The 21,603-nt window shown below is 36.6% G+C and carries 24 protein-coding genes and 1 tRNA gene; 17 read left to right on the top strand and 8 right to left on the bottom strand.

Annotated elements, in window-relative coordinates; translation table 11 throughout:
* Window positions 1-528 carry a helix-turn-helix domain-containing protein gene (locus QNH29_RS16760; RefSeq protein ID WP_283865658.1) on the bottom strand — a complete coding sequence of 176 codons (528 nt, stop codon included), beginning with the start codon at window positions 526-528 and terminating at the stop codon, window positions 1-3.
* 193 nt (window positions 529-721) lie between these two features.
* Here QNH29_RS16760 and QNH29_RS16755 point away from each other — a divergent pair, with 193 nt between their 5' ends.
* The 4 genes from QNH29_RS16755 to trhO all read left to right on the top strand — a co-directional run bounded on the left by QNH29_RS16755 (window position 722) and on the right by trhO (window position 3,702).
* A complete protein-coding gene (locus tag QNH29_RS16755; RefSeq protein WP_283860519.1) occupies window positions 722-1,366 on the top strand; it encodes an alpha/beta hydrolase in 645 nt (214 codons plus the stop codon).
* A gap of 24 nt (window positions 1,367-1,390) precedes the next feature.
* The gene (locus tag QNH29_RS16750; protein ID WP_283860518.1) at window positions 1,391-1,810 is read left to right on the top strand and encodes a DoxX family protein; all 420 of its coding nucleotides are present in this window, start codon (window positions 1,391-1,393) and stop codon (window positions 1,808-1,810) included.
* Window positions 1,811-1,827: 17 nt separating this feature from the next.
* Complete coding sequence (locus QNH29_RS16745; protein WP_283860517.1) at window positions 1,828-2,607, top strand: DODA-type extradiol aromatic ring-opening family dioxygenase; 780 nt, start codon at window positions 1,828-1,830, stop codon at window positions 2,605-2,607.
* 147 nt (window positions 2,608-2,754) lie between these two features.
* Window positions 2,755-3,702 carry an oxygen-dependent tRNA uridine(34) hydroxylase TrhO gene (trhO, locus tag QNH29_RS16740; RefSeq protein WP_283860516.1) on the top strand — a complete coding sequence of 316 codons (948 nt, stop codon included), beginning with the start codon at window positions 2,755-2,757 and terminating at the stop codon, window positions 3,700-3,702.
* 42 nt (window positions 3,703-3,744) lie between these two features.
* Here the strand turns inward: trhO and QNH29_RS16735 are convergent, their stop codons facing one another.
* Entirely contained in the window at window positions 3,745-4,896 is a 1,152-nt protein-coding gene (locus tag QNH29_RS16735; protein WP_283860515.1) for a glycoside hydrolase family 18 protein, read from the bottom strand.
* A gap of 181 nt (window positions 4,897-5,077) precedes the next feature.
* Between QNH29_RS16735 and QNH29_RS16730 the strand changes: the two genes are divergently transcribed.
* From QNH29_RS16730 to QNH29_RS16705, 6 genes are all read left to right on the top strand, one after another.
* Window positions 5,078-6,175: a metallophosphoesterase gene (locus QNH29_RS16730; RefSeq protein WP_283860514.1), complete on the top strand. Its 1,098-nt coding sequence runs from the start codon at window positions 5,078-5,080 to the stop codon at window positions 6,173-6,175.
* A gap of 162 nt (window positions 6,176-6,337) precedes the next feature.
* Entirely contained in the window at window positions 6,338-6,634 is a 297-nt protein-coding gene (locus tag QNH29_RS16725; RefSeq protein WP_283860513.1) for a 4a-hydroxytetrahydrobiopterin dehydratase, read from the top strand.
* A gap of 26 nt (window positions 6,635-6,660) precedes the next feature.
* Window positions 6,661-8,388: an aromatic amino acid hydroxylase gene (locus QNH29_RS16720; RefSeq protein WP_283860512.1), complete on the top strand. Its 1,728-nt coding sequence runs from the start codon at window positions 6,661-6,663 to the stop codon at window positions 8,386-8,388.
* An 84-nt stretch (window positions 8,389-8,472) separates the two neighbouring features.
* Window positions 8,473-9,081, top strand: a complete 609-nt coding sequence (locus tag QNH29_RS16715; RefSeq protein WP_283860511.1) for a DUF6944 family repetitive protein — start codon at window positions 8,473-8,475, stop codon at window positions 9,079-9,081.
* Window positions 9,082-9,150: 69 nt separating this feature from the next.
* Complete coding sequence (locus tag QNH29_RS16710; RefSeq protein WP_283860510.1) at window positions 9,151-10,062, top strand: CBASS cGAMP-activated phospholipase; 912 nt, start codon at window positions 9,151-9,153, stop codon at window positions 10,060-10,062.
* 99 nt (window positions 10,063-10,161) lie between these two features.
* Window positions 10,162-11,346, top strand: coding sequence for a DHH family phosphoesterase (locus QNH29_RS16705; protein WP_283860509.1), 1,185 nt, complete (start codon window positions 10,162-10,164; stop codon window positions 11,344-11,346).
* 52 nt (window positions 11,347-11,398) lie between these two features.
* On the opposite strand, the gene QNH29_RS16700 is transcribed toward QNH29_RS16705, so the two are convergent.
* Window positions 11,399-11,764, bottom strand: a complete 366-nt coding sequence (locus tag QNH29_RS16700; protein WP_034672468.1) for a carboxymuconolactone decarboxylase family protein — start codon at window positions 11,762-11,764, stop codon at window positions 11,399-11,401.
* A 75-nt stretch (window positions 11,765-11,839) separates the two neighbouring features.
* Window positions 11,840-12,679, bottom strand: coding sequence for a DUF2935 domain-containing protein (locus tag QNH29_RS16695; RefSeq protein ID WP_283860508.1), 840 nt, complete (start codon window positions 12,677-12,679; stop codon window positions 11,840-11,842).
* 120 nt (window positions 12,680-12,799) lie between these two features.
* Here QNH29_RS16695 and QNH29_RS16690 point away from each other — a divergent pair, with 120 nt between their 5' ends.
* The 4 genes from QNH29_RS16690 (at window position 12,800) to yiaA (ending at window position 17,036) form a co-directional block, all read left to right on the top strand.
* Window positions 12,800-14,251: a spore germination protein gene (locus tag QNH29_RS16690; RefSeq protein WP_283860507.1), complete on the top strand. Its 1,452-nt coding sequence runs from the start codon at window positions 12,800-12,802 to the stop codon at window positions 14,249-14,251.
* Between the two features lie 11 nt (window positions 14,252-14,262).
* Window positions 14,263-15,342, top strand: coding sequence for a GerAB/ArcD/ProY family transporter (locus QNH29_RS16685; RefSeq protein ID WP_283865657.1), 1,080 nt, complete (start codon window positions 14,263-14,265; stop codon window positions 15,340-15,342).
* Window positions 15,335-16,432: a Ger(x)C family spore germination protein gene (locus tag QNH29_RS16680; protein ID WP_283860506.1), complete on the top strand. Its 1,098-nt coding sequence runs from the start codon at window positions 15,335-15,337 to the stop codon at window positions 16,430-16,432. Before QNH29_RS16685 ends, QNH29_RS16680 begins: the two co-directional genes overlap by 8 nt.
* 133 nt (window positions 16,433-16,565) lie before the next feature.
* Window positions 16,566-17,036 carry an inner membrane protein YiaA gene (gene yiaA, locus QNH29_RS16675; RefSeq protein ID WP_283860505.1) on the top strand — a complete coding sequence of 157 codons (471 nt, stop codon included), beginning with the start codon at window positions 16,566-16,568 and terminating at the stop codon, window positions 17,034-17,036.
* Between the two features lie 101 nt (window positions 17,037-17,137).
* On the opposite strand, the gene QNH29_RS16670 is transcribed toward yiaA, so the two are convergent.
* Window positions 17,138-17,398: a DUF2533 family protein gene (locus tag QNH29_RS16670; protein ID WP_283860504.1), complete on the bottom strand. Its 261-nt coding sequence runs from the start codon at window positions 17,396-17,398 to the stop codon at window positions 17,138-17,140.
* A 137-nt stretch (window positions 17,399-17,535) separates the two neighbouring features.
* Between QNH29_RS16670 and QNH29_RS16665 the strand changes: the two genes are divergently transcribed.
* Together QNH29_RS16665 and QNH29_RS16660 are read left to right on the top strand one after the other, a co-directional pair.
* Complete coding sequence (locus tag QNH29_RS16665; RefSeq protein WP_283860503.1) at window positions 17,536-17,820, top strand: DUF3219 family protein; 285 nt, start codon at window positions 17,536-17,538, stop codon at window positions 17,818-17,820.
* Between the two features lie 18 nt (window positions 17,821-17,838).
* Window positions 17,839-18,846, top strand: coding sequence for an LLM class flavin-dependent oxidoreductase (locus tag QNH29_RS16660; RefSeq protein ID WP_283860502.1), 1,008 nt, complete (start codon window positions 17,839-17,841; stop codon window positions 18,844-18,846).
* A 44-nt stretch (window positions 18,847-18,890) separates the two neighbouring features.
* Here QNH29_RS16660 and QNH29_RS16655 read toward each other — a convergent pair.
* Window positions 18,891-18,975, bottom strand: a tRNA-OTHER gene (locus QNH29_RS16655).
* Between the two features lie 29 nt (window positions 18,976-19,004).
* The gene (locus QNH29_RS16650) at window positions 19,005-19,304 is read right to left on the bottom strand and encodes a protein YxiS (protein WP_283860501.1); all 300 of its coding nucleotides are present in this window, start codon (window positions 19,302-19,304) and stop codon (window positions 19,005-19,007) included.
* A gap of 223 nt (window positions 19,305-19,527) precedes the next feature.
* Here QNH29_RS16650 and xerS point away from each other — a divergent pair, with 223 nt between their 5' ends.
* Entirely contained in the window at window positions 19,528-20,610 is a 1,083-nt protein-coding gene (xerS, locus tag QNH29_RS16645; protein ID WP_283860500.1) for a tyrosine recombinase XerS, read from the top strand.
* A 230-nt stretch (window positions 20,611-20,840) separates the two neighbouring features.
* Here the strand turns inward: xerS and QNH29_RS16640 are convergent, their stop codons facing one another.
* The gene (locus QNH29_RS16640; protein WP_283860499.1) at window positions 20,841-21,602 is read right to left on the bottom strand and encodes a YybI family spore inner coat protein; all 762 of its coding nucleotides are present in this window, start codon (window positions 21,600-21,602) and stop codon (window positions 20,841-20,843) included.
* Window position 21,603: the final 1 nt, after the last annotated feature.

Here is a 21,603-nt window from a genome sequence, read left to right as displayed (position 1 = left end):
CTATAGTTCTTTGTTTGAATAAACCGCTATTAATACCACCGCTTTACAATCCCCAATATTCCTAACTGTATGTGGAACACTGGCATTCCAGCTGAAGGAGTCACCTTCTTCTAAGATGACAGAATCTTCTCCTTGCTCAGCTAGAACTTTCCCTTCAAGTACTAAATGACATTCTTCTCCTTCATGTGCATGGGCGTCTCCAATCGAAGCGCCTGGAGGAAACTCTACACTTCTTAAACTCAAACCTCCCATTGATGAGATGTGCTCAATTTTCAACTGATTAAACGTAGTCGTTGTTCTAGCATTTTTTCTGACGACGCGTAAATGTTGTTTTTTTTCTAATAATAAGTAAGGTAAAGGTACCTCTAAATAATTGGCAATGGTTTGAAGCGTATTAATAGATGGCGATGTATTATTGTTTTCTACATTGCTGATAAATCCTTTTGAAAGGCCGGTAGCCTCACACATTTGGGCTATTGTAATTTTTTTTCGATTTCTAATTGCTCGAATCTTTGCGCCGATATCCAGTTTTGATCACCCTTTATAGTTTCCTAATATAGAACATATTTATATATTAGCAAATATTTTATTGACAATCCACAAGATCTGCTGTTATCCTATGAGAAACAAATGTTCATATCAAAAAACATTTTTTGGAGTCAATGTTTACAAATATGAATATTTATTAATTATTAAAATACTCACGGAAAGGATGATAGAAATGAATGCGCCTATGTTTTATGAGCTTCGCCGTCCAAAAGAGGTCTATCCGGATAAAAAGTATCCCGCATTGTTTATTATGCACGGTATCGGCAGTAATGAACAAAACATGCTATCTTTGGTAAACGGATTAGAAGAACAGTTCTACATTTTCAGTATTCGCGGTCATCTCTCGCAGCCCCCAGGCTTTGCCTTCTTTACTATTGAAGGGTACGGCAAGCCACATAGAGAAGTGTTTGATGAGGGCGTAACAAAGTTGACTAGCTTTGTTGACTATGCTTGCGAACAGTATCCGCTAGATACTTCCCATTTATACTTATTAGGTTTTAGTCAGGGTGCCATTTTAGCGATGACACTAGGATTAACTATAGGAAGTAAAATCAAAGGGATTGTGGCACTAAGTGGTTACATTCCAGCATTCGTAAAAGAAGATTATAAGATTAAACCGGTGGATGACGTATCGGTATTTATTTCGCATGGAGAAATGGATCAAGTGCTTCCTTTTGAATGGGGACTTGCCAACAATGAGTATTTTCGTCAGTTAGGTGCAGACGTTACTTTTAAGACGTATCAAGAAGGACATAGCGTATCTTTAAGTAACTTGCAGGATTTTACACACTGGTTAATACAAGATTTAGAAAAATAATTCATTAAAGGAGAGGTAGAAAAGATGAAGAAGATTGAAGTAAGTACATTCGTTTTACGTTTAGTATTAGGGGTTACGTTTTTTATCCATGGATTAGTGAAATTCCAAGGCGGGATTGAAAATATCGTGGGCTGGTTTGATTCCATTGGCTTACCAGGAGTTCTTGCTTATGGTGTTGCATTGTTAGAAATGGTTGGAGGACTTGCATTAATAGTTGGTTTAGGAAGCAGAATTGTTTCAGCACTGTTTGTTTTATTAATGCTTGGTGCGATTGTCAAAGCAAAATTAGCAGGCGGTTTTTTAGGAAATGGTCAAGGCGCGGGCTGGGAATTAGATTTAGCATTACTAGCGATCGCATTATTCATTGCTATCAATGATAGTAAGATGTTTGCTTTAGATAAGGTGTTTTTTAAAGGACAAAATAACCAAACACAATCTCTTTAATATAGGAGGAAAATACTATGATGCCATCACTGTTTATTGCTCATGGTGCCCCATTGCTAGCGATTGAAAACAATGAGTATACTCTATTTTTAAATCAACTGGGACATTCTTTACCGCGCCCAAAGGCAATTGTTTTATTTTCCGCCCATTGGGAGTCTAAAACGCAAAAAGTAAGCGAAGTAGACCAATATGACACGATTTATGATTTCGGTGGATTTGACCCATCATTATATACAATTAAATATCCAGCTAAAGGTTCACAAGAAATCTCAAATGAAATTATAGATTTATTCAAAGAAAATGGTATTCCTTTTGATGTAGAAACGAAACGCGGATTGGATCACGGTGCTTGGGTGGTGCTTCGTTTACTTTACCCAGAGGCAGATGTTCCTGTCATTGCCATGTCGGTAAATCCTAATTTAACTCCGGAAGAACAATATAAAGTCGGAAAGTCGCTGACACGATTACGTGCTAACGATGTTTTAATTATAGGCAGCGGGGGCACGGTTCATAATTTGAGAGCCGTAAATTTTGCTGACAATGGAAAAATTGATCAATGGGCACTAGAGTTTGATGATTGGTTAGCTCATCATCTTCATACATGGGATACGGATTCATTGTTTAAGTATGATACACTTGCACCTAATGCGCAATATGCCGTACCTCCATATGGAAATGAACACTTTATACCCATCTTTTATGCCATGGGAGCAGCAGATGATAGCAAAACAGCAAAGTTATTACACCGCAGCTTCCGATATGGAAACCTAAGTCATAGTGTATGGCAATTTGGATGATAGCTAAAAATAACACTAACCCAGCGTTAGTGTTATTTTTCATGCAAGTTAGAATAATTCTTATCAATTGAATTATTTACAGGATTATTGATATAATAATTCGGTTATTAATATAAGGAATGTATAAAAGTAAATAAGGTGGTAAATATGAATCAAGAATTTCGTGTGTTATTGTATTATAAATATGTCCATATAGAAAATCCCGAAGAGGTTCAGCATGAGCATCTTCAGTTTTGCAATGAGTTAGGCCTTAAGGGTAGAATTATCATTGCCTCTGAAGGAATTAACGGTACAGTATCAGGTACAGTGGAGCAAACTGATGCTTATATAAAATATATGAATGAACACCCGCTTTTTGCAGGTACAGTATTTAAAATCGATGAATCAACAGAGCACGCGTTCAAAAAAATGCGCGTTCGTTATCGACCAGAGCTTGTTACACTTCGTCTAGAGGATGATGTGGACCCTCTTGTTACAACAGGAAAACATTTAAAACCAAAAGAGTTTTTTGAAGCGATGCAAAGAGAAGATACAGTTGTTATTGACGCACGTAATGATTATGAATACGATTTAGGTCATTTCCGAGGCGCCGTTCGTCCTGATATCTTAAATTTCCGTGACCTCCCTGACTGGATTCGAGAAAATAAGGAACAATTCGAAGGTAAAAAGATCCTTACTTATTGCACAGGCGGTATTCGCTGTGAAAAGTTCTCTGGCTGGCTTGTGAAGGAAGGGTTCGAAGATGTTTCCCAACTGGAAGGCGGTATTGTGACGTACGGAAAAGACCCGGAAGTTCAAGGAGAATTATGGGATGGCAAGTTATATGTATTTGATGAACGAATCAGTGTGCCTGTAAATCAAAAAGAGCACGTTGTTGTCGGTAAAGATTACTACACAGGAGAGCCTTGTGAGCGTTACGTCAACTGTGCCAACCCTGAGTGTAATAAAAAGATTCTCTGCTCTGAAGAAAACGAACACCGACACTTACGGAGCTGTTCACATGAATGCAGAACACATCCACGAAACCGCTATGTGGCTCAGCACGGATTAAGTGAGGAAGAAGTAAAAGAAAGATTAATGAATTTACAAGCATAAGAAAAAGGCTGCACGCTCACAGTAAGAGTATGCAGCCTTTTGTTATTTCTTCGCCAAAACATGGTTGAATTTTTCTAGTTCATGGAAAATAGCCGATGTTAGGCTATGTGTGCCTTTACTATCATGACCTGCTTCCCACAGCATCATTCCGCCAAACCCGTGCTCCATTGCTAAGTTGGTTTTTTTCTGAATGGTTTTTACACCGTTATAATGATAAATAGTCCCATTCATACTCACCGTATCAGTCACAGCATTTGCAGGATCACGGTTAACGATAGCGGCATAAGAAACCTGTTTAATAGCAGGGTCTTCAGGCTGTGCATAAAAGGGAACTCCTAAAACAAGCTTTTCTTTTGGCAAATTGTTTGTATCAAACAATTTTGTCCAATAGTTTACTATTTTCTCCGTAAATGGGTAAGGAGATAAGTTCGCTGCATTGTATCCGCCATCCCATTGACCGTCATATGCCATAATATTTACATGATCCACATACTGAAAAGTGGAAGGCTCATAAACCACAAAGCCCATCTCGGTGCCTGTCACCGCATGAATTTTTGAATAAACAGCAATGGATAGCTCTTTACCTTTTGGATGAAGCTGATCGCTTAGCTCCTTTGCAAATGCAGCCAAGTTTGCAGCATCTGCTTTTGAACGTGGATGTTCAAAATCGATATCAATGCCGTCTAGTTTTTCGCGGTCCGCGATACTTGCTAGTTCATTCACTAGTCTTGTCCTAGAGTCAGGATTGCTGATGGCTGCTTTAAATGGTTCGTAGGATTCTCCGCCATTTATATGAAACCAGCCGCCAACCGCTAAAATTACTTTTGTATCGTGGTTTGCAGCTTTCTTAACCATCGCTCGTAGATTATTAATGGCTGAATCACCATTTAGTAATATATCTCCATCCGGGGTCGGATGGGCAAACGAGAAGATTGCGTGTGTTAATTTGGAATAATCAACTACATTCGGATCACGAAAGTCTTGTACATAACCCAATAACACTTTGGATTCCTCTTTACTTTCCTCTGGAATTTCTTTTTTCTCAAGATTTTTTTCTGATTGAGAAGCTTTTTCTATTTTAACCGGTTTCGATGCTTTTTCTATTTTGTTATTGGAAAATAACACTCCTGTGAAAATGCCCCCTGTAAAGGTAATAAGGATTACCAAGATCAGGAGGACCGTTTGTTTCTTCATAGATTGTATTCCTCCCTATTATTCTCTGACTTTAAAATTGTATCAAAAAATAAGAGGAGGAAGTGTTGGTAATATCAACCTTGCGAATAAATGGCAAATAACGAGTCCTAATTATTTGTTAATTGAGCTGAAATATTGTCTAATTATAATAGGACTTCTAGAGAAAAGGAGATTTACTTCTGTGTGGGCTGTTGGAATAGGCATTATCTTACTATATAATTTATTAATTTTTTACATTGGCTATAATATTTGGGTTTGGCTGAAGCAAATCAGCGGTGACCGTAAAAGTATAAAAATTATGTTCTGGGTTATACTCGTTATTTTCGCTTATTCTTTTGTTTTTTCACGCTGGCTGGATGAGAGCATATTCTTCACTGGGCTTGGTGCCGCGTGGTTGTCGTTATTTTATTTTCTAATATTGTTTCTGCCAGCGGCCAATATAGGCGTTTTTTTAAGAAGATTTACAAAGATACAGAAAGAAACATTTATTAAATGGACGGGATACACCCTATTGGTATTGATTGTTGGTTCATTTTTATTTGGAATGTTCAATGCATATAGTCCCAAAGCAAAAACATATCAGATTACGATTCCTAAGCAGGTTGAAGGAAAACCAAGCTTGAAAATTATAATGGCTTCGGATATGCATTTCGGGGATTTATCTGGCAGCGGGCAGGCGAAAAAACTCGTTGAGTATATTAATTCTCAAAAACCAGACTTAGTACTTTTTCCAGGGGATATTATTGATGATGATATCACACCATTTCTTGAAAAAGGAATTCCAGAGATCTTAAAACAAATTGAAGCTCCTGTTTATGCTTCTCTCGGAAATCATGACCGTGATGATGTCGATCTCGTACCGATTTTTAATAACAGTGGTATGAGGGTACTGGATGACGAGGTACTGAACCTTCCTGAAGGGATTGTCCTTGTGGGCAGAAAAGATAGAGGATATCAGGATGTTGTAAGAGCTGAGCTTCAAGCATTAATGAAAGAGGTCGATGTGGCGAAGCCTGTCATTCTACTCGAACATCAGCCTTATGATTTAGATATTGCTGAAAAAAATGGGGTTGATTTGATTCTATCTGGCCACACACATCGAGGTCAGGTTGCACCGGGGAACCTGATTACGAACATGATTTTTGAAAATGATTGGGGTTATCTGAAGAAAGGGGAGCTGCAATCGATTGTCTCATCAGGCTATGGCGTCTGGGGCTTGCCGCTTCGAATAGGGACACGATCTGAAATCGTCCAAATTGATGTAACCTTCAAACCATAAAGTATCCAAAATCCATCTGAGAACAGGTGGATTTTTTATGTAATATAAAATGATAACAGACATACAGTGTTTTTTTATTCGTAATTGAATACTATTAATTGATGACTGTAGATTTTGACTTCTAAAATGTAAGCGCTTTATTTGCTTAAAGGAGTGAAGACAATGGAAAAATTAACCCCTTATGAGGTTCAAGAAAAGTTATCGTCCGTTCCAGACTGGAGATTAACGGATGATAAATGGATCGAGCGAAAATATCGTTTTCGCGACTATCTAAAAGGAATTGAGTTTGTCCAAACAGTTGCTGCCCTGTCTGAGCAGGTTAACCATCACCCTTTTATTTCAATAGACTATAAGGTTGTGACACTTAGAATTTCTTCATGGAATGCAAGGGGTTTAACTGCTTTAGATTTTGAATTGGCCACAAAATACGATGAATTTTACTTACAAACGAAAAGTTAATTTTCTTCTAGAGGGAGAGGTTCTTTATGGGGGAAGCAAGAAAAATTCCTAGACACTTACAAAAATATGTGGTTGACCAGCAGTATGAAAAATACACACCGATTGATCATGCTGTTTGGCGTTATGTGATGAGACAAAACCATAACTATCTAAAAGACACGGCTCATCAAGCGTATGTTGGCGGGTTAAAGTCTTCTGGTATTTCTGTTGAGAAAATACCTAATGTAACAGATATGAATAAAGCCTTAGAGCCGTATGGCTGGGGAGCTGCCAATATTGATGGCTTTATTCCAGGTGTTATTTTCTTCGACTTTCAGGCTCATGGGATTCTGCCGATAGCGTCTGACATTCGTAAACTAGAAAACATTCAATATACACCTGCACCTGATATTATCCACGAGGCCGCAGGACATGCACCAATTTTATGTGAAAGGAAATTCTCTGAGTATGTAAAGCTATTTGGACAAATTGGTTCAAAAGCATTAGCTACAAGTGAAGAGCATGAATTATTTGAAGCAGTGCGAACCTATTCAAATTTATTAGAAAGCGGAAAAGCAACAAAAGAAGAAATTGAGGCAGCGAAAGCTAATTTTGAAGAAAAGCAAACAGCTGTAACCGAATTATCAGAAGCGGAACAGATTTCTCGTTTATATTGGTGGACCGTTGAATACGGTCTAATTGGCAGTGTCGACCATCCACAAATATATGGTGCCGGATTGTTATCTTCGGTATCGGAAGGAAGGAGCAGTCTAACAGATTCGGTAAAGAAAATTCCATTCGACCTGCAGACGGTTATTGAAACCGGCTTTGATATTACCAAACCACAGCCGCAGCTTTTTGTTTGTAACAGCTTTGATCAGTTAATCGATGCAGTGCTCGAATTTTCGAAAACAATGGCGTTTAAGGTTGGTGGAACAAAAGGTTTAGATAAAGCACTTCGTTCAAATCATACTGCTACGATTCAATTTAGCTCAGGGCTGCAGCTAACCGGAACATTACGTAACATCATGAAAGATGAAAATGGTGAAGCGATTTACATCCAAACAGAAGGCCCTACAGCATTAGCATATCAAAATATTGAACTGCCTGGTCATGGGAAAAGTACACATCATGATGGTTTCGGAGCTCCAATTGGAAAGATTGTAAATAGCCTAAAACCTCTAGAGGAGTTTACTGATGAGGAGCTTAAAGGAATTGGAATAGAGATAGGTAAAGAATGTACCATAGAGTATTTGTGTGGAGTTAAGCTATCTGGTACTCCACAACATTTCCTTCGTAAAGATGGCAAACTACTGCTGATATCCTTTAATGAATGTAGTGCTTTATATGGAGAACAAATTTTATTTCATCGTGATTGGGGCAGCTATGATTTGGCAGTTGGAGATCGAATTACCTCGGTTTTCGCAGGTGCAGCTGATTCGGAACAATTTTATGCGGACTTAGAGGAAGTAGAGACAAAACCGCTTATAAAAAGGGAGTTATCTTCGTTAGAGCAATTGTATGGGAAAGTTAGAAGTATCCGCGAAAATGATATTGATGACATGGAATCTGTTTTTCTTGAGGTAATTGAAAAATTAACGACAGATTTTAAGGAAGATTGGTTATTAAGGATTGAAGTAATGGAGTTGTTGGTCAAACATCATCTGTTACTAGACCAACAGCTACTGCTCAAACACCAGCTTGAAAATATAAAGTTGTTGCATGAAGAATATCCTGTGTTAATAGAGAGAGGTCTTATGCTAACAAATACATGATGGATACTAAAATAAATGAATAATTAACACTACACCGCCCATTGAATATACTTATTAAAGGTTGAATCGATGGGCGGTTTTTCTATGGAAAATCAACTAAAAGAACTTTTCGGGGCATGGATTCAAGCAATAGGTACCGTAACAGCTGCTGTTGGGAGTACACCATCACTTAACGAAAATACACAACAAAGTCTGAACTTATGGGGAAATGTCCTTCAAGGTACAGGAAATGCAATAATCGCCGACGCACAGGAAGGATTTACACTAGAGAAGCTAGGCAATGAAGTCCAAGCAATTGGTAATACCACGGTTGTAGCTGGAATATTATTAAATATTTCTGAAGAGAACAAGCTCAAATTAGATATTAATGGAAACTTGCTGCAAGCAGTAGGTGGTGGTATCGCACTTCCGGAGGATTTACTTGATGAGCCTTCCACTATTAGAACACTTAACATTGCCGGAAATGTCTTACAGATTATCGGTAATTCATTGCAAGCATTTGGCGGAGCTGAAGAGCTAAGAAGTTTACGTAAAAAAAACGAAGATAGATTTAAAGGATATAGGGAAAGTAATGAGTCCAAAGTAATCTCCTCCAGCGAATCTTTATCCATAAACGGGAGCTGGATACAAGCGGTTGGTTCAGTGATCTCAGCAATATCTCAAACAAAGGAAAGCATAGAAGAATTAAATTAACTGACGGTGATAAGGAAAGTGAAGTAGGGGCACACTGAGGAAAAGAAGGTTAATAAAGGTGAAATTTAAATGAAATTACTATGTATTGATGGTGGTGGCATACGAGGTATTTTTGCAATTGCCATTTTACAAGCATTGGAAGAAGAAGTGGGCCATCCTGTTGGAGAGTTGTTTGATGTAGTAGCTGGTACTAGTACAGGAGCAATCATCGCTGCCTCTGTTTCACTGAATAAAGATATGAGAGAAATCTATGAAAGCTACAGGTATTATGGCGGGAAGATTTTTACCAGACAGGCAAAGGTCGGACTATTCAAGAGTGTCTACAGTGACCGAGCATTAAGACATCTTTTAAAAAATGCATTTGGTGAAGTGGAGCTAAAGGATATAACCAAGCCCCTGCTTATTCCTGCCGTGGACATTACACATGGAAAACCGTTTACACACCGCTCAAACTACGGGCATCCTGATTGTGATGATCTATCCATAAAAGTATGGGACGCTGTCCTATCCTCCTGCTCGGCACCTGTCTATTTCCCTCCTAACAAAATAGGGGATCAATACTTATCCATAGATGGCGGGTTATGGGCAAATAATCCTTCATTGGTCTGCTTAACCGAAGCGATTCATTTCTTTCAAAAAAGTATGAAAGATATCAATATCTTATCGATTGGCACTGGATTACAGAATATTGATTTTACAAACAATAATGATAAGTATTGGGGAATCAATCAATGGCTCCCATTTCATTTGCCTTCGCTGAAGGTCACACCAAAGCTTCTCGATTTGGCCCTTCACCTTTCTTCAGAATCTGTGACCTATCATTGTCAGCTTCTCCTTAAGGACCATTACCTTCGAATCAATGAAGACTTAGGAGAGGAAGTACCTTTCGATGAGGTCAACTATATGGATATACTTAGTGAATTGGGTAGAACTGTCTTTCAGAAACAGAAAAATGATATCCTTTCTTTTCTAGGAATTTAACGGACAAAACTCGCACTTTTAGAAGCGGCGGGTTTTTTGTTTGACGTCATTCAATATTTTTACCCTTTTGATACCATACTACTTTATGAGGTGAAGAGCATGTACAAACTGTTGTCACATAATGATTTAGATGGTGTCGGGTGTGGAATTCTAGCAAAGCTTGCCTTTGGGGAAGACGTAAAGGTCCGCTACAATTCCATTTCTGGTTTAAATCGTGAAGTAGAATGGTTTTTCGAAAATGAAGACAAAAACACGTTTTTATTCATTACCGATTTGTCTGTCAATGAAAAAAATGAACAGAGGATTAATGAGTTTTATCAAGCTGGTGGAAAAGTACAGCTAATCGACCATCATAAAACAGCACTGCATTACAATGATTATCCATGGGGGCATGTCGTTGTTGAGGACGATGAAGGAAAATTAACTTCTGCGACATCATTATTATATGGCTATCTAATTTCCCATCAGTTGATTGAGGAGTCAGCTGCAATAACAGAATTTGTCGAGCTGGTGAGACAATACGATACATGGGAATGGGAGAAGAATGATAATCAAAATGCCCAGCGTCTAAATGCTTTATTTTTTCTAGTTTCCATTGACGAATTTGAAGAAAAAATGATTAATCGGCTACAGACTAGTGACCACTTTCATTTTGATGAGTTTGAAACGAAAATTTTAGATATGGAAGAAGACAAAATTGACCGCTATATTCGCAGGAAAAGGAGAGAGCTTGTTCAAGCGGAACTGGGAGGTCTTTTCGCAGGTGTTGTTTATGCGGAATCTTATCATTCAGAACTCGGAAATGAATTAGGGAAAGAATATCCTCATCTTGATTATATAGCAATTTTAAATATTGGCGGAAAGCGGATGGGTTTCCGAACCATTCACGATCATATTGATGTTTCTGAAGTTGCCGGACAATACGGTGGAGGAGGACATGCAAAGGCATCGGGGTGTTCGTTAACCGAAGAAGCATATAAAAGTTTTGTAACCGAAACCTTTCACCTGGAACCAATTCCAGAAGATGCGAGACGAAATCGTTATAACCTTAAGGGTTCTGAGTTTGGTACATTATATAAAAGCAGAAGAGAAGATTACTTCCTGCTTCATCAAGTAAATGACGATGAATGGGCCATTCAAAAAGGCCAAAAACGATTGGAAGAAACCTTTGCAAGTTTTGGAGAAGGGGAAAGTTACTTGAAAAGAAATTATGAGGTGTGGTTAGTAAAAGATGATGATTTCGTTCAGTACCTTATGAAACAAGTTAAAAACCATATTCACTGAAAAAACCACCACAGAACGAACTAGTGTTCTGTGGTGGTTTTTTAAAAGTAATTTATTGTTTTAGTTGATTTAAATCCGTAATGCATTCCTGAACTAGCGTAACTGCCTGGCTCATTGCTGCTCCGCCGCCAAATGCTGCCGTAACACCAACAGCTTCAAGGATTTCCTGTTCGGAACATCCCTGATCAAGACATCCCTTTGTATGATAAATAATACAATATTCATCCTGTGTATACAAACTAATGCCTAATGCAATTAATTGCTTTTCCCGTTGAGATAATGCACCCTCTTTAAAACATTCTTCTGTAAAGGCATTGAAGTGTCTAGCAAACTCCGGCATTTTTTGAGTAAATACCCCTAAACCAGATTTATACTCATGTAAGGCTGCTTCTGTAGAATTTCTTGCTTCGAATTCCATTCAAATGTTCAACTCCATTTCTAATAATCATCAATCCAAAATTAGTATGAGCAAACAGAGAATGGATTAACCATTTTAATACCCATTATGGTAGTTTTTAAAATAGGCTGTTAAAGAACATGGAGGCCTTTCCATATCAGGGACAAATGCACTTAGTTTGGTTAAAAAATAACAGGACTCGGGAAAATGGTGTTCTAGAAATCGCAGCGTTGTTGCATTTAAAACTTCTTTTCCTTTATATAGCTTAATAACATGTTCGACTAATTGATTAAAAGCAAGCACTGTTCCACTTACTTCACGTGCAAAGGAGATTTGGATTGGGAAATGAGGAGGCATAAACCGTAAATAACCTTTTATGGCGTCATTTTTTAATGTGTGTGCTGAAAATAGCTTACTAAGTGTGTTCACTCTTTCATGAAGTATTAGTTCGATACCATCCAGTGCTCGATTCAATAATGCAGCATGACCAATCTGATCTTCTAACCAAAGGTCTAACAAATCCACTAATGGAAGTGGAGGATAATCAGTTCCATTCATGTAATACTGCAGAATCCGTAAATATTCACCGTTTTCATTTAATGTTCCATTAAAATAGGTGGGGGTTATGTTGATTAGAATTTTATTATTTAATTGTAAGTTAAGAATCTTTCCTTCAAAGAGATAATAATCATAGGAAACCTGAGCGGCAAGCTTTGAGAATTCAACCAACGCCTGAGAATTTATATTACTTGTTTTTGGAATTTGTTCTAACCTGTTTCTTACCTCTGTGAATCTGCTAATATACGTTGCCGCTTCTTCTATAAGGTTTACCTCGACGGGTGATAGGTAATCTCGAACAAAAATGGCATGATCCAAGAGTATATTGACCCAAAAATAATGCTCTTCCCAAGGAGAAAATGGATTTAAGTTTTTCACCGGTAACCTCCTTTAACTGCAATCTGCCTCTCTTATACAAATTATTATTCAAGTTTTAAATAAATGTATAAATTACCATTGTTAGCAAAAAATAAAAGAAAAAGATGGGGCGGGTGCGAAATGCGTAAAGATCGCAATCGCTTTTTGAAGGACTTCAAACTGCAGAAAAACATTTTACAAACCAATTCAAGTGATAAAGAAGGATACAAATTAGCGGGAGAGCAATTATTACAACAATTTATTAACAATTTTAAGAATAGTTCTGATTTAAGTGTCACAGAGTTTCCGCATTTAACAGTAAGAATTTATTACTTTAGTTATTTAATGAATAAGGATCTTTATGAACAATTTTTACCAAAATTAAGAAATATTACACCTGAAGAGTTGCAGCCTTATTTAGCCCATTCAGAGTTCAAAATAGTGCAAGATATGAACGGTCTTGAAGAAGCAATATTATCTGGAAGTGCAATTTTATTTACTGAGAAACAAGCCTATGAACTTCCTTTTAAAGAGGGAAAAGGGCGTTCGATTTCACCCTCTGAAACAGAAACAGTTATTCTTGGTTCGCATGACTCTTTTGTGGAGACTGTTGATGTAAATTTATCTCTTATTCGAAAAAGGGTGATGAGTTCCCAACTTAAGACGATAAAATTGCATGTAGGTACGACGTCTAAAAGAACAGTTTATTTACTATATATCGAAGGTGTCGCTTCAAATAAGGATATTGAAGAAATTAAAAAAAGGATTTTATCCGTTCATAATGATGGAATAGCGGATACGAATATGCTTGTTCAATTTATCGATGAACATCCAAATTCACCATTTCCACAATTTTATACCACAGAAAGACCAGATGTAACGGTATATAAATTGTTTGAAGGGAAAATCGTAGGGCTAATGGACAACAGTCCGTTTGCATTTTGTACACCAGTCAGTTTTTTTGATTTTATGGAATCCATGGATGATTTCGGACAAAGATGGATTGTCGGTACTTTTATTAAAATAACGCGATATATTGCCATTTTGGTTACCCTATTATTTACTGCCCTATATGTGGGCGTTACAACCTATCATTATGAAATGATTCCGCAGGCATTACTCCCGACATTACTGGAATCACGAAGTAAAGTACCGTTTCCGCCAGTTATTGAGGCTCTTTTTCTAGAATTCTTACTAGAGCTGCTCCGAGAAGCCGGAGCAAGGCTTCCAACCAAAGTTGGACAGACAATTGGTATTGTAGGTGGGATTGTAATCGGGCAGGCAGCTGTTCAGGCAGGGATTACCAGTAATATTCTCATTATTGTAGTAGCAGCTTCCGCTATCGCATCATTTGTGGTACCAAGTTATTTATTAAGTGCATCAATAAGAATTGTTCGCTTTGGATTTATAATAATCTCAGGATTTTGGGGTAATATTGGGATTGTTTTCGGGATGGGGATTTTGATTATCCATTTAAGCAGCATGACTAATTTAAATTCTCCCTATTTATTTCCTATATCGCCCATGTATCCAAAGTTTTTTAAATTCTCATTGATAAGGGGACCTTTTAAGAAAAAAGCTGAAAGGGGTTAACATTCGTGCAAATGAAAGAAAAGTTATCACCCTTTCAAGCCTCGATTCTGGTTTATTTAATTCAGTCGGGTGTTACATTATTTACTTTACCCCGGCTTGTTGCAGAAGCTTTTGGGACAAACGGCTGGATTGGACTTATCTTAATCTCTCTCATTGTTAATATCAATCTAGTTCTCATTTGGCTCGTATATAAAGTAAGCAAAGGGAAGTCCTTCTTTGAAATCATTTCGATTTTCCCGAAATGGATTACATTTCCGGTTAATTTGTTTATTGCTGTCGTATGGATGCTGCTAGGGGTATTTGTGATGGTTAAGTTTTCAATGATCCTTAAAATCTTGTTCTACAATAACGTATCCCTATTTTACTTTTTTTCAATGGGTTACATCTTATCGTATATGTTGCTAAAAAGGGATCTTTATCAAATTGCTAAATCAACGGTGGTATTGTTTTATTTTACGGTTTGGACCGTGTTTTTATTAGCTTTCCACCTTCCGGAATTTAGCTTTAATCGGCTTACACCGTTTATTTTTAAAGGTGATACGGATATGGTAAAAGGGGGATTATCTATTTTTACAGCCCTTTTAGGATATGAACTGTCCATTTTATTTATCCATATGATAGAGAGGAAACAATTAAAATCTCTTATAGCAGGGAATACGATTACATCCATGATATATTTAGGGGTAACCTTCGTCAGTTTTGGTTTTTTCAGCTTTGAGCAATTGTTAAGGGAGTGGTACCCGGTAGTAACACTATTGGGGTACATATCATTTCCCGTCCTTGAACGCGTTGAAAGTTTTACCTTTTCAGTTTTCGGTTTAAAGGTGCTTTTGACAACGGTCATGTATTTATGGGGGACAAAAGAACTATTACAATATCAGTTTAAAAGGGTAAAATCAAACTTTCTCCTAATAGGTATTCTGATTATTAGTTTTTTTGTTTCCTTTATACCAAAGGTAATAAAAGATGTTGAACAATGGTTAAACTATATTACTTATGCAGCAACAGCCATTGCCTTTCTATTACCAATTCTTTTATTGCTTATCGTTGTCATAACTAAAAAAATGAACAGGAAATCAGCAAATGAATAAGGTTTTCTTCATAATCATAATATTTGTTCTGAGTGGATGTGCCGAGCAGCGGATTATAGATGATTTAGCGCTGGTTAATGCAGTAGGCTATGATGTTACGGATAACGAAAAGAATCCTTTAAAATTAACAGGTACCTTTCCAATTATTACAAAAGATGGAAAATATGATCGAAAAACGATAATGGTTGAAGGCAAATCAAGCAAAGAGGCAAGGGAAAAAGTAAGATTGAAGACAAACTTAAAACTCGAGAGCGGACAAATTCGTGTTACTTTGTATGGACAGGAATTGGCGAAACAGGGGATGTTACCGTACTTACAATCCTTAGTTCGTGATCCCAGTATTGGAACAAGAGCTAAATTGGCATTAGCAGAAGATCAAGCTAGTGATATTTTGATGCTGCAGATTAAGAACGAGGGGCAAAATGCTACGTATTTGGAGCAGTTTTTAACGAAATTAAACCGAGAAAATATAAGGACAAATTATAATATTTATCAATTCCTTAGAGATTACTATGACGACGGAATCGATCCGATTCTGCCGGTCTTTAAAGTTGAAAAAAATAACATTGCTTATAATGGCATCGGTTTGTTTCATGAAGACAAACTTGTAGAAATCCTTAAGCCATCTGAAGCCCGATATCTTTTCCTTTTTCGAGAAGAAATGAAACAAGGTAATTTCGTCGAGCAAATTAACGTCGGAGAGGAAGAACAAGCCTCAATAATGCTTAATTATGAACTTAAGGAGCACCATATTGTCGTTCATTCAACATCAACTAATCCAAAAAAAGCCTCAATTCATATAGAATTAATAGGGGATGTACTGGAATATACCGGGAAAGATGATATTTCGGATCCAAAAATACAAAAAAAGATCGAAAATATTATTATCAAGAAAATTAATCAGGAGGGTAAGGAACTTATTGCAAAGTTACAGAAACTCCAATTGGACCCACTTGGCATAAATCGATATGTACGAAATAAAATGACCTACCATAACTGGCAAGCATTAGACAAATATCAATCCTACCAGGATATGAACATAAATATCGAAGCAAAAATTACTTTGAATAGTTCAGGAAAATGGAAGTAGGTCAATTAAAAAATTTAAGAAAAAATCATCTTTTATTTGTAAGAATTTTCTATATAATAGAATGAGGTGAGAGCACTACAGTGTATCCGCGGTTTTCTATTTTTACAGAGAAAAAGATGGGGGGGAACTTTCAATGTCTAATGAAAATGAGGTTTTATTAGATAATGGAAAACATAAGGATCCTAAATTGAAAGTTGCAAGGAAAGAGGGAGAACCCACTCCAGCTTTCATAGGGGCTTCTTGGGGTGCGCTGTTAGTTGGTGTTACGGCTTATTTCATAGGCTTGTTTAACGCGGAGATGCAACTAAATGAAAAAGGATATTACTTTGCTGTTTTAATATTCGGGCTCTATGCAGCGGTTTCTTTACAAAAAGCAGTTAGAGATAAAGAAGAGGGAATTCCTGTTACAAATATTTATTATGGTATTAGTTGGCTTGCACTTATTGTATCAATTTCATTAATGGGTATCGGTTTATACAATGCTGGCAGTATTGATTTGAGCGAAAAAGGATTTTATGGCATGTCATTTGTTCTTAGTTTATTCGCAGCCATTACGGTTCAAAAGAATATTCGAGATACACAGAGGGCAAGAGAAAGAGATTGATTATTTGTGGGCCCCAGTAAAAAACGACAGAAACAAAATTGAACTGCCCCGTAAAAGTTAGACACCATTCTAACTTTTACGGGGTGTTTTTTATGGCTAAATTATTTATTCTCTAATGATTTTACATACTCTTGAACCATTTTAGTTGTAACATTTTTTCTAAGTGAGATGATTCGTAAATTAATTTTGTTCATTTTATTGGTCACTTCATTAATTTTACCTGTTGTAAAAGGTTTTCCTTGTTTACATAATTCAACAGCTTCTTCAATATATTTTTCACGAAGCTCGTCCAAAGCTTTAAACTCTTGGAAACTTTGATTTTGATTTTTCGCATGTTTAATTAAGTCTTTATGTACGCTCATGATTCCACTCCTCGATATTAACTTTTATTATCATACCATATTTTAAAAGGAAGCAGGAATCGCACTGAAGCATGATTTTTGTATTTATCAACGGAAGTGCTATTATACTTTATAAAGATAAAAAGGAGATACTTAGAATGGTGAAAGAGATTGTTTTAAATGAAAAATCGATTAAAGTTAACAAGTATAACGAAGAAAAAATAGAACATTTACATAAAATCTCAGTGGAATTCGACGTAACAAGTGAGGAATATCATGATATCACCACACTTTTGTATAAAGGTACATTTGATGTAAAGGTTCCTGAGCGTGATTTATCATTTAGAGCAAGTATCCAGCAATATTCTACTTCCTTTACAAATCTTTATATAGAAGGAAATGTTGGAGAGTTTAAACTAACCTTGCTGGAAGTAAAAGAATAGGAGGGAGGGCTGGTAGCAATGAGATTAAGTATTTTGGATCAAGCTCCAATTTCTTCTAATCAAACTGCTGCAGAGGCACTTAATGAATCAATGAAGTTAGCGCAAGCTGGAGAAACCTTAGGGTACACGAGATTTTGGGTTGCCGAACATCATGATTTACCAGGCCTTGCATGTTCTGCGCCGGAAGTAATGTTAGGTTATATTGGTGCTAATACCAATAAAATTAGGATCGGTGCAGGGGCAGTTTTATTACCGCATTATAAACCATATAAAGTTGCCGAGGTATACAATATGCTGGCTGCCCTCTTTCCTGATAGAGTTGATTTGGGGATTGGCCGGGCTCCCGGTGGTTCAGCAGAAGCTACCAATGCTTTATCTGATAACTTTTTACAACAGGTGTGGAACATGCCGAACTCAGTTAAAGATTTGCTGCATTTTCTAGATAATAATGTTCCCCCTGAACACCAACATGCGAAAGTAACTGCAGCTCCAGTTCCAGCACTTCCACCAATGCCTTGGCTGCTTGGTACGAGTAAAAAAAGTGCAATACTTGCTGCAGAGAATGGCCTTGCTTACGCGTTTGGACAGTTTATGAGTGACCAAGATGGGGCTGCCATAATCGATCTATATAAAAATCATTTTAAACCGAGGAAACAAAATGATGTTCCACAAGTGATTGTAACTGTTACAGCGATTTGTGCAGAAACCTCAGAAAAAGCGGATGATGTAGCTTTAAGTTCATTGGTATGGGGGCTGCAACGAAAAAGGGGAGAGGGGAAGATGGGAGTTCCTTCCATCCAAGAAGCGAAGGAATATCTTCAGAAAGAAGATAAAGATATACTTTCAGAGATGAAAGACAGTATGATCATAGGGAATCCTCAACAGGTAAAAAAGAAATTAGAAGAACTGCAGGAAAAATTTCATGCAAATGAAATTATGATTGTAACCATCACACATTCACCAGCAGATAAAATCCAATCATATAAATTGATTGCAGAAGAAATCTTACATAACACTGGAGGTTAAATGGAGGTAGAATGTAAGAAAAAAGGGGGGTAGACAAAGATTACAGGGCTTGGTGGGATTCGAACCCACAAGATACTCAACAGTTTACGGTTGAAACTGTTGGTTGCTCTACATTTGAGCTACAAGCCCTGTTTTTATTTTGGTTTTAAAACGAAATATTATGCATTCATTTTAGCAATTTCCTCAGTCACAACAAATGCAAGATCATCATTGCCAAACAACGATAAAACACCAAGAAGTGTTTCATTAGCAATTTCTCCAGCTTCATCTTTAGGTACAACTAATTCCATTGCTTCTTTTAAAGCGATGTTTGTGGCCTGATTAGGATATGCGCGCAAATACAATTCCTCAGGATTTATATCATGATTGATACACCATTGAGCAAATACGAGGATCATCATTTTTTCCTCGCCTTGATAGTTTTGAATGATCTTTTCTTCTAACTTTTTATGATCCATTTTCATTTCTCCTTTAAAATCATGACTAAATTTTATTATAAAGGAAATCTATTTAAATATCGTGTTCATAACTCACAAATTTCAAGAGTAGAGGGAAAAGAGTGAGATTAATGAACAATTTGAACTAGAATTATTGAAACCTTTATCTGAATGTAAATTGCGTAAAATATAAATTTGACGCAATTAAGATAAATAAGCTAAAATATGATAGCGAGGTGTTTATATGGTAAATAAATCAAATCAAACAAATTATAAAAAACTTCAGTCCTTACTTCAAGAATTACCCTGGTATGTTGATGAATACATAAATCATAAATTACGAAAGCTTTCCACGGCATCACTTTTTAATTACTGCCATGACTATAAAATCTTTTTCAATTGGATGGTCAGCGAAAAATTATGGGATGGCAATATTAAAGATATCCCAATTGAGCGTTTAGAGCAATTAACGGTTGTAGAAGTAGATAGCTTTTTAAACTTCCTGCACTACCAATTAAATAATAAAGAACTTACTATAAATCGGAAATTATCTGCTTTGAAATCATTGTTTAATTACTTACAAAATATTGCCGAAACTTCTGATTTAAAACCGTATATTACCCGAAATGTAATGGCGAAAATTGAATTTAATGATGTTAAAGATAGTATGGAAACGAAAGCAACGAAAATGGAAGGAAAAATTCTGCTTGGTGATGAATATGAGAAATTCCGCTTATTTATTGCCAATGATTATGGTGAATTAAACAAAGAAAACAAGCGGTTGTATAACTTTTATCAATTAAATAGAGAACGTGATACAACTATTGTATCGTTAATCCTAGGATCGGGCCTCCGGCTTTCGGAGTTGGTGGGGATTGATTTAGACGATATTGATTTCAGCAAATACTGTGTGCGCGTTATCCGTAAAGGAAATAAAGAACAATTCGTTTATTTTAGCCAGGTGGCCATGGCAGATTTGCAAGACTATTTAGCTGTAAGAACTCAAAAATATAACGTTGATAAAAATGAAAAGGCATTATTTGTCGGCGGCCCAACTGGTCCAAAAGGAACATCACAAAGACTAAAAGCTCGAGCTGTTGAGTATTTGATTGAAAAATACGCTGTAGCGTTTGGTAAACCATCGTTGTCTGTACATAAGCTGCGTCATTCCTTTGCTACAAGATACCATGCAGAAATTAATGATGTACCAAAATTACGACGGCAATTAGGTCATTCATCGATCCAAACCACTATGATCTATACACATATCAAAAATGATGATTTGAAAATTGCGGTAGATAAAATGGATATGCCAAAAGAGGAATAAATAATAAAAGCCGGTAGAATAACCTGCTGGTTTTTATTATTATAAGTTTACATAATATAATTATTTTTAAAAAAATATTTGTTATCTCAAAATCCAAGTATACTTAAGAAAATGAGACAGAATGAAATTTTTCGCTTTTAAACCACTCATTAGTATGTTTCTGAAAAATACACAAAAAACACAGATTTACCTGTGTCTTTTGTGTACGGTGTAATTGGCGTACTCCTGCCTTACTTGCTTTTTTGGCTAGTGTGAACACTTGTTGTATTCAGATTCCATTTGCTGTCTCCATATTTCCAGGTAGACTCCACGAATGCAATTGTATCAGCATTGGCTATCCCTGTAATTCTTTGTACCCCTTTTAACGCCAACTCACCCGTCTCTAACTTAACTGGCTTTAGAGATTGAAATGAATTTACCGTTAATTCTGTTGGTTCATTTAACCGCCCTTTATAATAAAGTCCAAGTTTTTTGTAATATTTTTTACGGTCTTTTAAATCAAACATATAGGTCTTCCCTGTTTGACCAATCGTTATTTTCGCTTTATAGCCATTTTCAAATGTACTGGCAATATCTAATGGTTCTGGAACAACCAATTCTTGTTTGGTAAAATCCTTCAATGTATATAAATAATTTAGGCTTATTCCACCACTTCCCCCTGTTAATACATTTGAAAATATATCCTTTACTCCATCATGATTGAGATCCACCAGCTTTAATGACGCTTTAGACCCGCTTTCAAGTGGAATTTTGTACTGTTTTTCATCTGTGGTAGAGATATCAATATAAATCTCTTTTAAATAGCTCTCATCATCCTCGTATGGAACCCCTTTTAACTGAATATTTTCTTGGATTCCATCTCCAGTGACATCCGACTCATATTTTGAGATTGTGACGGTTTTAGCATTTTCGTCAAAAGCGTGAACACCGGTAATCGCAGTAACGGACATGAGAAAAAATGCAGCAGCAACTAGTAGTAATTCTTTTTTCATT

Origin of the sequence: Neobacillus sp. DY30 (assembly GCF_030123065.1) — a bacterium.
Lineage (GTDB): Bacteria > Bacillota > Bacilli > Bacillales > Cytobacillaceae > Neobacillus.
Note: the sequence above shows the minus strand (reverse complement) of the source record. Positions and strands in the feature narration are given on the sequence as shown.

Coding starts and splice junctions, on each gene's coding strand:
- QNH29_RS16755 (WP_283860519.1), top strand. CDS start 722: ATGAATGCGCCTATGTTTTATGAGCTTCGCCGTCCAAAAGAGGTCTAT.
- QNH29_RS16750 (WP_283860518.1), top strand. CDS start 1,391: ATGAAGAAGATTGAAGTAAGTACATTCGTTTTACGTTTAGTATTAGGG.
- QNH29_RS16745 (WP_283860517.1), top strand. CDS start 1,828: ATGATGCCATCACTGTTTATTGCTCATGGTGCCCCATTGCTAGCGATT.
- trhO (WP_283860516.1), top strand. CDS start 2,755: ATGAATCAAGAATTTCGTGTGTTATTGTATTATAAATATGTCCATATA.
- QNH29_RS16735 (WP_283860515.1), bottom strand. CDS start 4,896: ATGAAGAAACAAACGGTCCTCCTGATCTTGGTAATCCTTATTACCTTT.
- QNH29_RS16725 (WP_283860513.1), top strand. CDS start 6,338: ATGGAAAAATTAACCCCTTATGAGGTTCAAGAAAAGTTATCGTCCGTT.
- QNH29_RS16720 (WP_283860512.1), top strand. CDS start 6,661: ATGGGGGAAGCAAGAAAAATTCCTAGACACTTACAAAAATATGTGGTT.
- QNH29_RS16715 (WP_283860511.1), top strand. CDS start 8,473: ATGGAAAATCAACTAAAAGAACTTTTCGGGGCATGGATTCAAGCAATA.
- QNH29_RS16710 (WP_283860510.1), top strand. CDS start 9,151: ATGAAATTACTATGTATTGATGGTGGTGGCATACGAGGTATTTTTGCA.
- QNH29_RS16705 (WP_283860509.1), top strand. CDS start 10,162: ATGTACAAACTGTTGTCACATAATGATTTAGATGGTGTCGGGTGTGGA.
- QNH29_RS16700 (WP_034672468.1), bottom strand. CDS start 11,764: ATGGAATTCGAAGCAAGAAATTCTACAGAAGCAGCCTTACATGAGTAT.
- QNH29_RS16690 (WP_283860507.1), top strand. CDS start 12,800: ATGCGTAAAGATCGCAATCGCTTTTTGAAGGACTTCAAACTGCAGAAA.
- QNH29_RS16685 (WP_283865657.1), top strand. CDS start 14,263: ATGAAAGAAAAGTTATCACCCTTTCAAGCCTCGATTCTGGTTTATTTA.
- QNH29_RS16680 (WP_283860506.1), top strand. CDS start 15,335: ATGAATAAGGTTTTCTTCATAATCATAATATTTGTTCTGAGTGGATGT.
- yiaA (WP_283860505.1), top strand. CDS start 16,566: ATGTCTAATGAAAATGAGGTTTTATTAGATAATGGAAAACATAAGGAT.
- QNH29_RS16670 (WP_283860504.1), bottom strand. CDS start 17,398: ATGAGCGTACATAAAGACTTAATTAAACATGCGAAAAATCAAAATCAA.
- QNH29_RS16665 (WP_283860503.1), top strand. CDS start 17,536: ATGGTGAAAGAGATTGTTTTAAATGAAAAATCGATTAAAGTTAACAAG.
- QNH29_RS16660 (WP_283860502.1), top strand. CDS start 17,839: ATGAGATTAAGTATTTTGGATCAAGCTCCAATTTCTTCTAATCAAACT.
- QNH29_RS16650 (WP_283860501.1), bottom strand. CDS start 19,304: ATGGATCATAAAAAGTTAGAAGAAAAGATCATTCAAAACTATCAAGGC.
- xerS (WP_283860500.1), top strand. CDS start 19,528: ATGGTAAATAAATCAAATCAAACAAATTATAAAAAACTTCAGTCCTTA.
- QNH29_RS16640 (WP_283860499.1), bottom strand. CDS start 21,602: ATGAAAAAAGAATTACTACTAGTTGCTGCTGCATTTTTTCTCATGTCC.